This window comes from Qipengyuania seohaensis (genome assembly GCF_002795865.1).
Taxonomy (GTDB): Bacteria; Pseudomonadota; Alphaproteobacteria; order Sphingomonadales; family Sphingomonadaceae; genus Qipengyuania; species Qipengyuania seohaensis.
In genome coordinates this window covers 72,161-86,875 of the sequence record NZ_CP024920.1, presented here as the reverse complement: position 1 = coordinate 86,875, position 14,715 = coordinate 72,161, and the positions used below count along the sequence as shown (strand labels likewise).

General features: G+C 62.0%; 13 protein-coding genes and 1 tRNA gene. 3 read left to right on the top strand and 11 right to left on the bottom strand.

The genetic code is table 11. From position 1 onward, the window contains the following. Nucleotides 1-66: 66 nt before the first annotated feature. The 6 genes from CVE41_RS00405 to CVE41_RS00380 all read right to left on the bottom strand — a co-directional run bounded on the left by CVE41_RS00405 (nucleotide 67) and on the right by CVE41_RS00380 (nucleotide 6,008). Nucleotides 67-142: transfer RNA gene (locus CVE41_RS00405), tRNA-Lys, on the bottom strand. 107 nt (nucleotides 143-249) lie between these two features. After that, on the bottom strand, nucleotides 250-1,368 hold the full coding sequence (gene rodA, locus CVE41_RS00400) for a rod shape-determining protein RodA (RefSeq protein WP_100258901.1): 1,119 nt from the start codon (nucleotides 1,366-1,368) through the stop codon (nucleotides 250-252). Then, nucleotides 1,365-3,509: a penicillin-binding protein 2 gene (gene mrdA / locus CVE41_RS00395; protein ID WP_100258900.1), complete on the bottom strand. Its 2,145-nt coding sequence runs from the start codon at nucleotides 3,507-3,509 to the stop codon at nucleotides 1,365-1,367. Before mrdA ends, rodA begins: the two co-directional genes overlap by 4 nt. Then, nucleotides 3,509-4,060 (bottom strand): rod shape-determining protein MreD, encoded by a 552-nt coding sequence (locus tag CVE41_RS00390; protein WP_100258899.1) that lies wholly within the window; start codon nucleotides 4,058-4,060, stop codon nucleotides 3,509-3,511. Before CVE41_RS00390 ends, mrdA begins: the two co-directional genes overlap by 1 nt. Continuing rightward, nucleotides 4,060-4,950: a rod shape-determining protein MreC gene (gene mreC / locus CVE41_RS00385; RefSeq protein ID WP_100258898.1), complete on the bottom strand. Its 891-nt coding sequence runs from the start codon at nucleotides 4,948-4,950 to the stop codon at nucleotides 4,060-4,062. The genes CVE41_RS00390 and mreC overlap by 1 nt, the downstream gene beginning before the upstream one ends. 14 nt (nucleotides 4,951-4,964) lie before the next feature. After that, nucleotides 4,965-6,008 carry a rod shape-determining protein gene (locus CVE41_RS00380; protein WP_100258897.1) on the bottom strand — a complete coding sequence of 348 codons (1,044 nt, stop codon included), beginning with the start codon at nucleotides 6,006-6,008 and terminating at the stop codon, nucleotides 4,965-4,967. Between the two features lie 195 nt (nucleotides 6,009-6,203). On the opposite strand from CVE41_RS00380, the gene mutL reads away from it, so the two are divergent. Both mutL and CVE41_RS00370 read left to right on the top strand, forming a co-directional pair. Beyond that, the gene (mutL, locus tag CVE41_RS00375) at nucleotides 6,204-8,006 is read left to right on the top strand and encodes a DNA mismatch repair endonuclease MutL (protein WP_100258896.1); all 1,803 of its coding nucleotides are present in this window, start codon (nucleotides 6,204-6,206) and stop codon (nucleotides 8,004-8,006) included. Further along, nucleotides 8,003-8,503 (top strand): hypothetical protein, encoded by a 501-nt coding sequence (locus CVE41_RS00370; protein WP_198507679.1) that lies wholly within the window; start codon nucleotides 8,003-8,005, stop codon nucleotides 8,501-8,503. Before mutL ends, CVE41_RS00370 begins: the two co-directional genes overlap by 4 nt. Nucleotide 8,504: 1 nt before the next feature. Here the strand turns inward: CVE41_RS00370 and CVE41_RS00365 are convergent, their stop codons facing one another. The 5 genes from CVE41_RS00365 to ychF all read right to left on the bottom strand — a co-directional run bounded on the left by CVE41_RS00365 (nucleotide 8,505) and on the right by ychF (nucleotide 13,027). Further along, nucleotides 8,505-8,963 carry a MaoC family dehydratase gene (locus CVE41_RS00365; RefSeq protein WP_100258894.1) on the bottom strand — a complete coding sequence of 153 codons (459 nt, stop codon included), beginning with the start codon at nucleotides 8,961-8,963 and terminating at the stop codon, nucleotides 8,505-8,507. A gap of 15 nt (nucleotides 8,964-8,978) precedes the next feature. Then, nucleotides 8,979-9,758: a MauE/DoxX family redox-associated membrane protein gene (locus CVE41_RS00360; RefSeq protein ID WP_100258893.1), complete on the bottom strand. Its 780-nt coding sequence runs from the start codon at nucleotides 9,756-9,758 to the stop codon at nucleotides 8,979-8,981. After that, nucleotides 9,755-10,564, bottom strand: a complete 810-nt coding sequence (locus CVE41_RS00355) for a DUF1206 domain-containing protein (protein WP_100258892.1) — start codon at nucleotides 10,562-10,564, stop codon at nucleotides 9,755-9,757. Before CVE41_RS00355 ends, CVE41_RS00360 begins: the two co-directional genes overlap by 4 nt. A 65-nt stretch (nucleotides 10,565-10,629) precedes the next feature. Then, nucleotides 10,630-11,910, bottom strand: a complete 1,281-nt coding sequence (locus CVE41_RS00350) for an alkaline phosphatase family protein (protein ID WP_100258891.1) — start codon at nucleotides 11,908-11,910, stop codon at nucleotides 10,630-10,632. 16 nt (nucleotides 11,911-11,926) lie between these two features. Further along, nucleotides 11,927-13,027, bottom strand: a complete 1,101-nt coding sequence (gene ychF, locus CVE41_RS00345) for a redox-regulated ATPase YchF (protein ID WP_100258890.1) — start codon at nucleotides 13,025-13,027, stop codon at nucleotides 11,927-11,929. A 100-nt stretch (nucleotides 13,028-13,127) separates the two neighbouring features. On the opposite strand from ychF, the gene CVE41_RS00340 reads away from it, so the two are divergent. After that, nucleotides 13,128-14,651: a tetratricopeptide repeat protein gene (locus tag CVE41_RS00340; protein WP_100258889.1), complete on the top strand. Its 1,524-nt coding sequence runs from the start codon at nucleotides 13,128-13,130 to the stop codon at nucleotides 14,649-14,651. Nucleotides 14,652-14,715 lie beyond the last annotated feature (64 nt).

Genomic DNA, 14,715 nt, shown 5'->3' with positions numbered 1-14,715 from the left:
GACGCACACGAAAATGGTTGCGCGCTTCAGCGCAACGATTAGTTTGACTAACGAGGGAAGTGGAAATGGTGGACGCACTAGGGCTCGAACCTAGGACCCGCTGATTAAGAGTCAGCTGCTCTACCAACTGAGCTATGCGTCCACTCACACGGTCTGACCGCGCTCCGGCCCGGTGGTGCGGGCGGCCCCCGACTCGGGGGAGGCGCTCATATAGCGGCTGTCGTTCGGATTAAAAGGCCTAAATCGCGATCATGCCTTCAAGCCGCGTTTCGGCGCGTTCAGGTTCCACCTGTGAACCATCATCAGGACGCCGATACAGATCATGTTGGTCATCATCGAACTGCCGCCGTGGCTCACGAAGGGCAAGGGAATACCCACGACCGGCGCAAGACCCATCACCATCATCAGGTTGATGGAAACATAGAAGAAAATCGTTGCCGTCATGCCAGCCGCCAGCAGCTTGCCAAAGCGATCAGCGCTGTCCCGAGCGACGCGGAAACCCCATCTCAGGATGATGGCGAACGCGCCAATCACGAACAGGCCGCCTGCAAATCCCCATTCTTCCGCCATGGTCGCGAAGACAAAGTCGGTATGCGGTTCGGGCAGGTAGTTGAGGTGGCTTTGCGACCCTTCGTTGAAACCCTTGCCGAACAGGCCGCCCGATCCGATTGCGATCTTCGACTGGGTAATCTGATACCCTTCGCCCAGCGGGTCGCTTTCCGGATCAAGGAACGTGGTGACGCGGTCCTGCTGGTAAGGTTTCAGCGCAAAAAAGAAGGCAAGCGGGATTGCAGCCAAGCCCGCGCCACCCGCCATGAGGAACCAACGCAGCGGCAGTCCTGCGAAGAACATGACCAGCCCTCCGCCAAATGCGATCGCGAGCGAAGTACCCAGATCAGGCTGCAGGAGAACGAAAGCCATCGGCAGGCCTATGATGGCCCCGGCCGGGATCAGGGCCCGCCAGGTGGGGATCATGCCCACAGGCAGGCTCTCATAAAATCGGGCCAGTGCAACTACGACCGCAGGTTTCATCAATTCGGAAGGCTGGATCCGGATCGGTCCGACCTCCAGCCAGCGCTGGCTTCCTCCGCCCAGCGTACCCATGATCTCAACGGCCATGAGCAACAGCAGCACCACGATGTAGCCCGGATAGGCGAAGAATTTTACGAGGTCCTTCGAGAACCGGGATATCACGACGGCCGTGACGAAAAAGATTCCGAACCTCACGAGATGCGATTCCGCATAACGTGAAAAATCGCCCGCAGCCGCCGAGGTCAGCACGAGCGCGCCGAACGCAATCAGGCCGAACAGGGGAAAGAGCATCTGCCATGGCTGGCGGGCTACGGGTGCGGGAACGATGCCGCTCATTCGGGAGCCGGGCTGCTGCTGGGTGTGGGTGTCGCGGACGGCGCACTGGTCGGCGCTGGCGCTGCTTGGGGGGGCGGAGAGGCGTCACTCACTTCTTGCGCACTACGCGTATCTACCCGTGGCTGGATCGCATCTTCGGCAAGCGCTTCTGGCTGACGTGCTGCTACCCTTGCTTCCGCTTCGACCTGGTCGAAAATGTCTTCGTCCCGCGTCGGGACGGGCGGTACAGACTCACCGTTTGCGGCCGCATAAGCGCGGTATTTCCGGTCGAGCCTTTCCTGCGCGGTACCACCCCATTGCAATTCAAGCGCGCGCAGTGCCTCCATCCCCTTCGCAGGATCGAACATGAAGGTCATGACATCTCGGGCGATCGGATAGGCTGCGCCCGACCCGCCGCCATGCTCGATAACGACCGCACCGGCATATTTCGGTTTGTCGAAGGGAGCAAAGAACACGAACAAGCCGTGATCGCGGTATTTCCACGGTCCGCTTTTGCCGTCGGATATGCTTAGCGAGACCACCTGCGCCGTACCCGTCTTTCCGGCCATCAATACGTCATCGAACGGCAGGCGCGCGCGTCCCGCTGTGCCGGGGCCGTTGACCGTATCGCTCATCGCCTGTCGGACGTAACCGATCTCCTCGGGGCTGAAGGCGAAGTGCTCGAACTTCGGTTTTTCATCCGACAGCCGCAGTCGGGGCATGACCCTGTCGCCCGTTGCAAGTCGCGCCGCCATCACCGCCAATTGGAGAGGATTGGTGAGGTAATAGCCCTGACCGATCGAGGAGTTGACCGTGTCGAAGGGCTGCCATTCGCGTTCGAATTTGCGCTCTTTCCAAGCAGGCGAGGGGACGGTGCCGTAAAACTGGCTCGTCACGGGGAGATCGAACTCCTCGCCAAGGCCCATTTTCCTGGCCCATTCCGCTACTTTTGCGAAACCGATCTGTTGGGCGAAATGATAGAAATAGCTGTCGCAGCTCTGGTAGATCGCCTTGGCCATGTCGACCCGGCCGTGATTGCTCCAGCAATTGAAGAAGCGATTGCCGATGCGCCGCCCGCCATTGCACATGATGGATTCTTCGGGCTTCACACCTGCATCGAGGAAAGCCATGCAATGCATTGGTTTCACGGTAGAACCCGGCGGGTAAAGGCCTTTCAGGACCTTGTTGCGCAAGGGAACGCGCTCGTCATCGCGAAGCATCGAATACTCGACGCGGCCGATCCCTGCGGAAAAGCTGTTGGGATCGAAACTGGGCATGGATGCCATGCACAGGATATCGCCTGTCTCGCAGTCCATGACCACGCAGGATCCGCTCTCCAGGCCGATCCGGCGCGCTGCATAATCCTGCAAGGGGCCGTCGATGGTCAGGCGGACGGGGTCGCCCTGAATGTCTTCGCGCGTTTCGAGATCGCGGACGATCCTGCCGGACGCCGTTACTTCGACGCGGCGGGCGCCTGGTTCGCCCCGAAGGTCCTGCTCGAACTGCTTTTCCAGCGCATCCTTGCCGATCTTGTAGCCCGGCGTGATGAGGATGGGGTCGGGGTTCTCTTCGTATTCCTCGGCCGAGGCCGGCCCGACATATCCGATGAGATGCCCCACGCTCGGCCCGGTCGGATAGAAGCGCGAGAAACCGCGCTGCGGAACGACACCGGGAAGATCCGGCAAGCGCACGCTAATGGCGGCGAACTGGTCGTAATCCAGGCCCGTCGCCACCTCGATGGGCTGGAAACCGCGCGCGTCGTCGATGCGCTTGGTGATGTCGGCAACCGTGGTCGCTTCAAGGTCGAGGATTTCCGCCAGCTGGTCGATCGTCTTTTCCGCATCCTTCATCCGGTCGGGAATGACATCGACGCGAAAGTCGGCACGATTGGAAGCGAGGGGGGCTCCGTTCCGGTCGAGAATCCAGCCACGGCGCGGCGGGATCAGGGACAGGTTGACGCGGTTGCTCTCCGACTCCAGCACCCAACGCTCGTTTTCCGCAATGGCGATGTAGGCCATGCGCGCGGCCAGAATGGTACCAAGACCGCCCATTCCGGCAGCGACCACGAAGGTGCGCCGATCGAATGCGTTTTCAAGCGTGGTCTGGCTAACCAGGTCCTTCTGCCGACCTGCAATGCCGCTCCTGCGCGAAAATATCCCCATCAGACCCGCTTCCAGCGGCGAAGGCGCAGCCTGTCGAGACGGGCCACGATGCGCGCAACAATGGGGAAAATGAGGATGGACATGAGCAGTTGCGGGACAAGGGCGACAAGAGCCGGCAATGTCGGCGAAGCACCGCTCAGCAGCCAGCCTGAGAGAATATATGCGGTGACGAGTAAACCGGCCGTGAACCAGTCCTGCCAGAACGCTCTCCAAGGAAGGCGAAGTTCGACGAACTCGATGACCAGCATCGAAACGGACCAGAAAAGGATCGCGAAGCCGAAGGGTTGTCCGCTGAACAGATCATCGAACAGGCCGAGCGGGAACCCTGCCCAGACAGGGAGCAGGCCGGGCCGGACCAGTCGCCATGCGAGCAAGGCGAGGAAGCCCAGTGGTGGTACCATCGGGAGTGCCGCCGCGATTGCGAATATCGGCAGCAACGATCCGAGCAGGATCGACAGCCACGGGATGATATTGGCAATCAGGGGGGAATGCGAACGATTGATGCGGCTGCCATAGGCATCGCTACGGGCGCGCGGTTCCATCCGCTCCATCAGTCGGTCAACTCCTCTTCGACCGGAGTCGTCGCGCCGCTGGCGGCGTCGGGTTCGAAGATCGGTTCGATGGCAACGAAATCCGTCGCCGCGGGATCGCTGACGATGCGGGCGACACCGCCGTCGTCGGTCAGCTCTGTGACGATGGCGACGGCAATACCGGGAGGATAGTAACCACCGGCCCCCGAAGTGACGAACAGGTCGCCTTCCTTCAGTGGATTGATACCCAGATTGATGAGCTTGATCCGCAGGAGGCTATCGCCTCGGCCTTCGGCGAAAGCCACGACCTCGTCGCCAGCCCTGCGTACGGGCAGGACGCTTTCGCTATCGGTCAGGAGTAGCACGCGGGAAGAATCGCTACCGGTCTCCAGGATGCGTCCTACCACGCCGCGAGGCGATCGAACGGGCATGCCGACTTCGACGCCATCATCCTCGCCAGCGCCCACATACGCGAAGCGGCGGGTGCTCGAAGCAGTCGAGCCGATAAGGCGAGCGACCGCCACCGGCGTGCGCTCTTGGTCCTGGAGGTCCAGCAGGCCCTTGAGGCGCACATTCTCCTGGCGAACCGCTTCGGCTTCTTCGAGCCTTATGCGGGCCAGTTCCATTTCGCGTTTGAGTTCGGCGTTCTTGGAGCCTGCACGGTAATAGCCGCTGATCGAATCCCATAGGGACTTGCTGCTCGTGCGGACGGTCGCAGCAGTTTCGGTTGCCGGGCTGACCGCATCCTGAGCTGCAGAGCGCGGTCCGCCGAAAAAGCTGGGTTGGAAGAACGACAGGCCGAGCAGCACGGCGCCGATAACCGCGCCGATCCCGGCGATGATGTAGCCGGTGAAGAGATTGTACTGCGCCCGTCGCGAATAGCTCGAGCGCCGAGTGCCGCTCGGCGCCATATCCTAAGCCTTCCTCAAGCCGTCATCAGGACGCCGCGGTAGATCGGGTCCTCCATAGCGCGGCCGGTGCCGATTGCGACACAGGACAGCGGATCTTCCGCGATGGTCACAGGGAGGCCGGTTTCGTCGCGAAGATACTCGTCGAGACCCCGGATGAGCGCGCCGCCGCCAGTCAGGACGATGCCCTGGTCGACGATATCGGCGGCCAGTTCCGGCGCGGTGTTTTCGAGCGCGATACGCACACCTTCGACGATAGCGCCGATCGGTTCATTGAGCGCTTCTGCGATGTGGCCCTGGTTGATCGTGATTTCCTTCGGCACGCCGTTTACCAGGTCACGGCCCTTGATGGTGATCTGCTCGCCGATGCCGTCTTCGGGAGCGCGGGCGATGCCGTAATCCTTCTTGATCCGTTCAGCCGTGGATTCGCCGATCAGCAGGTTATGGTGTCGTCGGACATAAGAAACGATTGCTTCGTCCATCTTGTCACCGCCGGTACGCACCGAGGTGGTGTAGGCGAGGCCGCGGAGAGAGAGGACGGCGACTTCGGTCGTGCCGCCGCCGATGTCGACAACCATGCTGCCGACGGGTTCGGTAACCGGCATGTCGGCGCCGATGGCAGCGGCCATGGGCTCGAGGATCAGGTAAACCTGCGAAGCGCCGGCATTCGATGCTGCATCGCGGATCGCGCGGCGTTCGACCGAGGTCGAGCCCGAGGGGACGCAGATGGTGATTTCGGGATAACGCATCAGGCTCTTGCGGCCGTTCACCTTGCGGATGAAGTGCTTGATCATCTCTTCGGCGACGTCGAGGTCTGCGATCACGCCGTCGCGCAGCGGACGGATGGCCTCGATGGAGTCGGGCGTCTTGCCCATCATCATCTTCGCGTCGTCGCCGACCGCCTTCACGCGCTTCATGCCATTGATGGTTTCAAGCGCAACGACGCTCGGCTCGTTCAGAACGATGCCCTGGTCCTGGACGTAAACCAAGGTATTCGCGGTCCCGAGGTCGATCGCCATGTTCTGCACGCCGAATTTGAAGATGTTGTTCCAGAAGCCCATTTTGACGCGATTTTCCGTTAGAATTTGAAGAGGCGAGGGGCGGTCGGAGCCGCTCGCACCTGTTCCGGGGGGAAATGGTGCGCGGTCCTTAGCGATATTACGCACCGAATGCCAAAAATTTCCGAGCCTTTGGCGTGGATTACCCACACGTGCCGTCTCGGATTTCCGGCGATTCGTCGCTAGGTTGGATTTTCCATGCCCACAATCCGCCGCCTGCCCGACAATTTGGTCAACCGCATCGCCGCTGGCGAGGTGGTCGAACGGCCGTCTTCCGCGCTCAAGGAACTGGTCGAAAATGCGATTGATGCGGGGGCGACGCGGATTGCCGTGAAGCTGGTCGAGGGCGGATTGACCAGCCTCGAAGTGACGGACGACGGCTGCGGCATGACGCCCGATGAAATGGCGCTCGCGCTGGAGCGGCACGCGACATCGAAATTGCCTGACGAGGCGATCGAGCAGGTTTGCACTCTCGGCTTTCGCGGCGAAGCCTTGCCGAGCATCGCCAGCGTGGCGCGCTTCACTCTGGAGAGCCGTCCAGCGGGCGCGGAGCAGGGTTGGAAGCGGGTTGTGGACCACGGTGCTCTGGTTTCGGAAGGCCCGGCAGCCCTCCCGCCCGGCACGCGGGTCAAGGTCGAGAACCTGTTTGCGAAAATTCCCGCACGGCGCAAATTCCTGCGCACTCCGCGCAGCGAATATGCAGCCTGCCTCGACGTCGTACGCCGTCTCGCCATGGCCCGTCCGGATGTCGCAATCACGCTCGATCACGGTGACCGCCGGATTCTCGGTCTCCAGGGAGGAGAGGGGCTTGCCAACCGCGTGGCGCAGGTCATCGCGCGCGAATTGAAGGACAATGGCGTCGCTATCGACCTCGACCGAGGGACCATGCGCCTCACCGGCATCGCGGGACTGCCGACCTACAACCGCGGCATCGCGGACCACCAGTACCTCTTTGTAAACGGCAGGCCGGTGAAGGACCGTTTGCTGACGGGCGCGGTGCGCGGTGCCTATGCGGATATGCTGGCGCGCGATCGTCACGCCGTCCTCGCGCTGTTCCTCGATCTTCCTGCGGAGGATGTCGATGTGAACGTCCATCCGGCCAAGACCGAGGTGCGCTTTCGCGATGCCCAGGCGGTGCGCGGATTCATCGTTTCGGGATTGCGCCAGGCGCTGGCCACGGGCGACAAACGGAGCGCCCAATCACCCGATGCGGGCGCAATGTCGCGCTGGCAGCAGGAGCCGGTGCGTGATGAACCGTCGCCCGCGCTGCGTTCCATCTTCGAAGGACGCGACTGGTCGGCGCCGCAATCTCGCGTGTCGGAAGCGAACGCTGCCTGGCGCGGCGCAGAATCCGACATCATGGCCGCACCGCGAGGTCGCGCGGAAGAAGCCGCTCCCGTCAGCGCGCAGGAGCAGGACTTCCCTCTGGGGATCGCGCGCGGACAGGTCGCCAATACCTATATCGTGGCAGAGGCGAAGGACGGGCTCGTGCTGGTCGATCAGCACGCCGCGCACGAAAGACTGGTGCTGGAAAGGCTCAAGGCCGCAGGCGCAGAAGAAGCCGTCTCACGCAGCCAGGCACTGCTCATTCCCGAAGTGGTCGAGCTGGACGAGGTGTCCTGCGACCGCCTGGAAAGTGCTGCCGATGCGCTGGCATCTCATGGGCTTACCATCGAACGCTTCGGGCCGTCCGCGATGCTGGTCCGCAGTCTGCCACACGCCATCGCGCGGACCGATCCGGAAAAGCTTCTGCGCGATATCGATGACGATCTGGCGCTTAATGGGGAAGCGCTGCTGCTTGGCGAGAAACTCGACCTCGTGCTGGCGACGATGGCCTGTCATGGATCGGTCAGGGCAGGGCGCACGCTGCGGGTGGACGAGATGAACGCGCTCCTGCGCGAAATGGAACGCACCCCGCGTTCGGGACAATGCAACCATGGTCGGCCCACGTGGGTTAAGCTTTCCATGGAAGACGTCGAGAAACTGTTCGGACGACATTGATGCGCTGGATTATCGCGATTGCACCACTGGCCCTTGCCGCGTGCGGGCCGACGCCGGAAGATAAAGCTGCGGCGGATGCCCGGGCTGTTGCCGAGGTGGAGGCTAACCAGGAGCCGCCGCCCGAAGAGCTAGTCCCGTCTCCGATAACATTCGCGGATGTCGAAAGCGCCGATATGTTCGGTGCGGGTTGCAACGTGCTGCCGAAAACGGGCAGCGCGGGCGGGATCGCCATTGCCGTGGCCCAATCGGACGCCGGCTATTTCAAGCGTGACAACGAAATCATCCGCATGGCGTCAGACGCGGGCAGCAGGGAATTGCCTTATCTGGCACGCGAAAAATACAGCGGACTGGCCTATTCCATGCAGCTCGAGATCGATGAGGATGCTGGCAAGCAATCGGGGGATGAAACGATGGACTATCCATCGGTACTCACCATCAGGGACGCGCAGGATCGCGTCGTCTATCGCAATGTGGGCACGACCCAGTGCGGGGCGTGAGCTAGTCGGTTCCGTCCCGATCGCGCGTCGCGATCAATGCGTTCGACATCATCTCCAGCACCATGTCTCCGTCCTGGTTGAAGGTACGGATACGGCTTTTAAAGATACCCATTTCGGGGCGTGATGCGCTCCGGCGTTTCTCGATAATCTCGGTTTCGCAGCGCAGTGTGTCGCCGGGATAGACAGGTTTCTTCCAGCGCAATTCATCGACGCCGGGAGAGCCAAGACCGGCCGATTTCTCGGTCTTCATGTTCTCGACCATCATTGCCATGGTCATGCTGCAGGTGTGCCAACCGCTGGCAGAGAGACGCCCAAAATGCGTCGCTGCGGCAGCATCGTCATCGAGATGGAAGGGTTGCGGGTCGTACTTGCGGGCAAAGTCGGTGACTTCTTCGCGCGTGACTTCGTAATGTCCGAATTCGCGGCGGTCGCCGACCTTGATGTCTTCGTAGAATTTCATGCCGCAATCTCTGGATCACAGGGCAGGGCGAAGCAACATCCAAATGCCCATGCCCATCATGGCGAGGTTTTCGGTGAGCGATACGAAGCCGAGAGGTACGTTACCGCTGCCGCCGACGCAGGCGCATTTGATCTCGCGCTTCTGAATGTAGACGGCGTAGAACACGCTGACCGCACCCACGGTGCCGATGAATAAGGCGATCGGAACCGACACCGCCGGCAACAGGCGGCCTGCCATCAGGACTGCCGTCAACGCCTCCAGAAACGGATAGGCATAGGCGTAGGGGACGAAGCGGCGACCGAGCAGATCATAACCGACGAACATGCTCGAAAATTGCTCGACATCCTGCAGCTTGAGCATAGCCAGCATCGCCATCGAGAATGCGACGAACCACTCGGCGCCGCGCACGGTGACCGGCGACCCGTATACGAACATGCTCAGCGCAAATGCCAGGCCCGCAGCAACGGCGAAGACCGCGATGACGGGCTGGTAACTGGTTTCCCCTTTCTCGGGGACCTTGCGGTTGAAGAAGCGGCGCAAGTCTTCATGTCCGCCGATCCGCTTGCCGTCGATGAAGGTCTGCGGCGTGGTCTGGACATTGTGCTCAGCCTTGAAGGCGTCGGTTTCTTCGCGGGTGGTGAGGTGGTGATCCTCGACCGTGTAACCCTCGCTTTCGAGAAGGTACTTCGACTTGATTCCGTATGGACAGACGTGCTTGTCCATCACCATGCGATAAAGGCGAGCGGTTTTGGGACCGCCCGCCTTCTCGCTGTGTTCTTTGGTGGGCGCGTTCATGCCCTGTAGCTGGGCACACCCGCACTGGAGTCAAGCTCCGGAATGATGCGATAGCGGGCCAAGATCAGGCTGAAGAGCCCGAACAGCATCAGCCCGATCGCGGTGAGCGTGAACACGAACCCTTCGCCTGCAAGGCTGGCAACTGCGTCGCCAAGCGTCTTGATCTGGTCTGCACCGCCCGACATGAAGCCGGCCTGGATGAGCGACCAGCCGATGACGAGATAGACGACCGCGCGGGCGAGGAAGCCTGCGCCGCCAAGCCAGCGTGTGGCATCGGGGGCCTGCGCGCTGATACGGTTCATGAAGCTGCCGGTGAGGCCCTTCTTCGCCTGGTGTACTGCGGCCACGAAAAGCGCGATGCCAAGTGCACCGAGAACGAAACCGCCCAGATCGAAGGACAGCACGCCCGAGGCGGCTTCCTGCGCTCCGCCACTGCCGGAGCCGCCGCCCGAACCTTCGCTACCGGCAAACTTGTAGGCCGAATATGCCAGGGCGAGGTGGGCAATCCCGCTGCCGGCATGACCGATGCGCTTGCCCCAGCCCTTGGCGTCCGAGCCATTGTTCTCGATATCGAAGAACAGCGAGCAGAAGCGGAATAGGGCATAGGCAATAAGGCCGATGACCATGATCCAGAGGATGACGGTTCCGGCGGGATATTCCTCGATCGCGCGGAAAATGCCGTTCGTGCCTTCCGCGATCTTGCTGGAGCTCGTGAGAGCGATCAGTCCGAGGACAAAATACAGGATCGCGCGGCTGAAATAGCCCACGCGCACCAACCAGTTGAATTTCTCGGACTTGTCTACCACGCGCAAAGCTCCCTGTGTTTTGCATGCCTAACGGCAGGAGGGGGCGATGCGTTCCGTAGCTGCGCTTATTTAGCTTGGGGCAGAACCGAAAGGAACGGCTCCAGAGTACCATCCGCGCGATCGGCCTGCGGTAGTCCGACCAGGTGGCGCAGCAGCGGCGCGATACTGGTGTTCTGGAAGCTGGCGAGTTCGCGGCCCGCGGGGAAGGAGGGCCCGTTGGCGATAAACAGCGCAGCCATTTCCGGCGCGTACATGTCGAAGCCGTGATTTCCCCCGGTCCACGCATTGTTCGGGCGCGAGCGAGTGATGGTCCACCCCGTGTCCGGCAGGCAGAAGATCGGCGGAATGCGGCCGTGCGTGCCGTACTGGTACTTTGCCGGGATGGCGCTCTTCTCCCAGCATTTCATATTGGCGTGATCGGTTTCGACCAGCGCCTTCACCAGCGCTGCTTCGTTGCCTGCGGTCGGTTCGAAAGTCGCGTATGCGCCTGCTTCGACGAGGCGATAGAGGCTCTCGTCGAGTACCTCGTTGAGCGCGATGACGCGTTCGGAACTGGTTGCCGCCATGCCGTGATCCGAAACGATGACGAGATCGGCGGGCTGTCCGAGCTTGCGCAGTTCATCCGTCAGGCGAGCAATGTGACTGTCTACGTCGCGCAGCGCCGCGTCGACTTCTTCGCTATCGGGTCCTCCATCATGGCCGGCGGTGTCGACCGTGTCGAAATAAAGCGTCACGAACTCCGGGCGGATATCGGCGGGGCGCCTCGCCCAGTCGAGAACCGCGTTCACGCGCTGGGTGTTCGAGATCTGCATCGAGAATTGCTGCCAGTCGCTCGGCAGGACGCCGTCGGAGACTGGACCCCATCCTTGCGCCGTGCCGCCCCACGGAACGGCAGAGCCGGGCCAGAACATGGCCGCGCTGCGAATGCCGGCTTCTTCCGCCTCGACCCAGACCGGCCTGGCTTCGTTCCACCAATAGGGATCGACCGTCGCCATGGTGAACGGTTCTTCGGGGCGACCCTGGTCTTCCATCCGGTTGGCGGTGATCCCGTGATGATCGGGCACGAGGCCGGTCACCAGCGTCCAGTGGTTCGGGAAAGTCTTGGTCGGAAACGACGGACGCATCGAAGCGGTGACGCCGCCCTCTGCAAGTGCGGACAGGGTGGGGGTAAGTCCGCGCTCAAGATAGTCGGGATGGAAACCGTCGATCGAGACGAGGATCGTCATGCGCTCGCGCTGCTCCTCCACTACCGCAGGAGCGGAAGTGAGAGTTTCGACCTGCTGCGCACAGCCTGCCACGAGAGGCAGGAAGGCAAGGGCGAGGGCGGCCGTGAGCGAGCGCTTCATTCCGGGTACTCCGGTATCAGACGTTGAACTTGAAAAGCATGACATCGCCGTCCTGGACAAGGTATTCCTTGCCTTCCTGCCGCAGCTTGCCAGCCTCGCGGGCACCGCTTTCGCCATTGAGCGCGACGTAATCGTCATAGGCGATGGTTTCGGCGCGGATGAAACCCTTCTCGAAATCGGTATGGATTTCGCCCGCAGCCTGCGGGGCCTTGGCACCTTCGGGGAAGGTCCAGGCGCGTGCTTCCTTGGGGCCTGCCGTGAAAAAGGTGTTGAGCCCCAGCAGGCGGTATCCTGCGCGGATCACGCGGCTGAGGCCGCTTTCCTCGAGGCCCAGTTCGGCGAGGTATTCGGCGCGATCGTCGGCGTCCATCGCGACAAGCTCGCTTTCGATGGCGGCGGAAACCACCACGGCCTGCGCGCCCTCCGCTTCGGCCTTGGCGAAGACCAGCGCAGACAGATCGTTGCCCTTGGCGGCGTCTTCTTCACCGACATTGCAGACGTAGAGCACCGGCTTGGCGGTCAGCAGCTGCGCCTGTTCGAAAACGCGCGCTTCTTCTTCGTCCTTGGGTTCGGTCAGGCGGGCGGGCTTGCCGTCGCGCAGCAGGGCGAGGGCCTGGCCGAGCACGCTTGCGATCAGCTTGGCTTCCTTGTCGCCCGCGGTCGCACGCTTTTCGGCACTGGGAACGCGCTTCTCCAGGCTTTCCAGATCCGCCAGCATGAGTTCGGTTTCAACCACTTCGGCATCGGCGATCGGGTCGACCTTGTTGGCGACGTGCTGGATATCGTCGTCCTCGAAACAGCGCAGGACGTGAACCACTGCGTCGACTTCCCGGATGTTGCCGAGGAACTGGTTTCCAAGACCTTCGCCTTTGCTGGCACCCTTAACGAGGCCAGCGATATCGACGAACGCCAGCTGCGTCGGGATGATCTTGGCCGAACCGGCGATTGCGGCGATCTTGTCGAGCCGCTCGTCGGGGACTGCGACCTGGCCGACATTCGGCTCGATCGTGCAGAACGGATAGTTCGCAGCCTGAGCGGCCTGCGTTTCGGTCAGTGCATTGAAAAGGGTAGACTTGCCGACATTGGGCAGTCCGACGATCCCGCAACGGAAACCCATCGAAAACTCCGGATATAGTGATATGTGGCTGCCCTTAGCCGTGAGGTCACTCGATTGCCAGCTTCACGATCGGTTTAACCTTGTTTGCTAGGCCTGCCGGATGACCAGAACGCATTCCTTCCTGTCTCTCTTCGCCATTGCCGCTTCGCTGGCTGCCTGTTCGCCCGATCCGGACAGCAGCTTTGCACGCGGCGAGGAAGCTTTCGCCCAGCACGATTACCGCTCTGCTCGCGTTGCGCTGATCGCGGGACTGAGAGAGCGGCCCGAGAATCTGGAGATGCGTGCCATGCTTGCGCGTACCCAGATCGCGCTCGGCGATGGTGAAGGTGCGGTAGTCACACTGGATCGCCTGTCCGAAAGCGACAAGGCGCGTCCCGATTATGCCATCCTTCGTGGAGAAGCCGAAATCCTGCGTGGCCGTTTCGAAGAGGCCGTCGCATCGGTCGAGGGGCTCGAACTTGCGGGTGCCGACCGGATTCGGGCGCTGGCGTTACTGGCGGAAGGCGACATCGATGGTGCCGCCGCAGCCTTTGCGCTGGGGGAAGGGCGGGAGAGGCAGGATGCACGGCTACTGTCTTCCTATTCCCGTTTTGAGCTTGCGCGCGGCGACAAGGATAAAGCGGCAGCACTCGCATCGCGGGCGATCGGGGTCGACCAGACTTCGATCGATGCTCACCTCGCCTCCGCGCTCGTCGCCCGGGCACGGGGCAAGCTGCCCGTGGCCCTGAGATCTTACGAGACTGCTCTCGGCATGCATTCTGCCAATTTCGAAGCTCGGCTCGGTAAGGCCGAAGTGCTGGTCGAGATGGAAGACTTCCAGGCGGCGGCACCCCTGGTGGCGGCCCTCACGAAGGAAGCCCCCGAGAACCGTGCGATCGAATTGCTGCGCGCCAAACTGGCCGCGCGCGATGAGGATTGGGCGCAAGTGCGCGATATCCTGCAACGCTACGAGGGAGAAATGGACGAAAGCCCGGGCTTGCGACTGGCCTATGGTGAGGCCCAGCTCGAACTTGGTTACCCGGTGCAGGCATTGGCACTGCTTCAGCCGATGCTGAACGCGAACTCGTCGCGCCGCGATCTCAGGGTCTTGGTGGCACGTGCGCAGATGAAGGCCGGAAACGCGCAGGACGCGCTCGACGTGATCGAGCTTGTGGCAATCAGGCCAGACGCGCGACCGGAAGAACTGGCGCTCGCGTCGGAGGCGGCCAAGGCGCTCGGCAATCCAAAAGCGGCCGAATACGCTTCACGCGCAAACGAGGTAACCCCGCAGTGGATCGGCGGTGAACTGGCCAAGGCGGACCAGGCCCTGCGCAATCGCCAGTGGGCAAGCGCAGAGGCGAGCTACGAAGCGATTCTGCGCCGCGGCGGAGCGCGCAATGCGATGGTTCTGAACAACCTCGCCTTCGCCAAATCACGTCTCGGCAAGAAAGATGCCGCGCTCAAGCTGGCGCTTGAAGCGGTGGAGGCGTCTCCCGATAATGCGTCGATACTCGATACGGCAGGTACGTTGCTCGTCGAGACAGGGTCGCGCGAGCGTGGTGTCGAAATGCTGGAAAAAGCTGCCGCTCTCGAACCCAACAACGCTCGCATAGCCCGGCGGCTTGCGGCAGCGCGCAAACCCTGATCGCAAGCGCCCAAAAGCAAACGGCACCCCAACCGGAGTTGGCGTGCCGCTTACCCTCAATGAA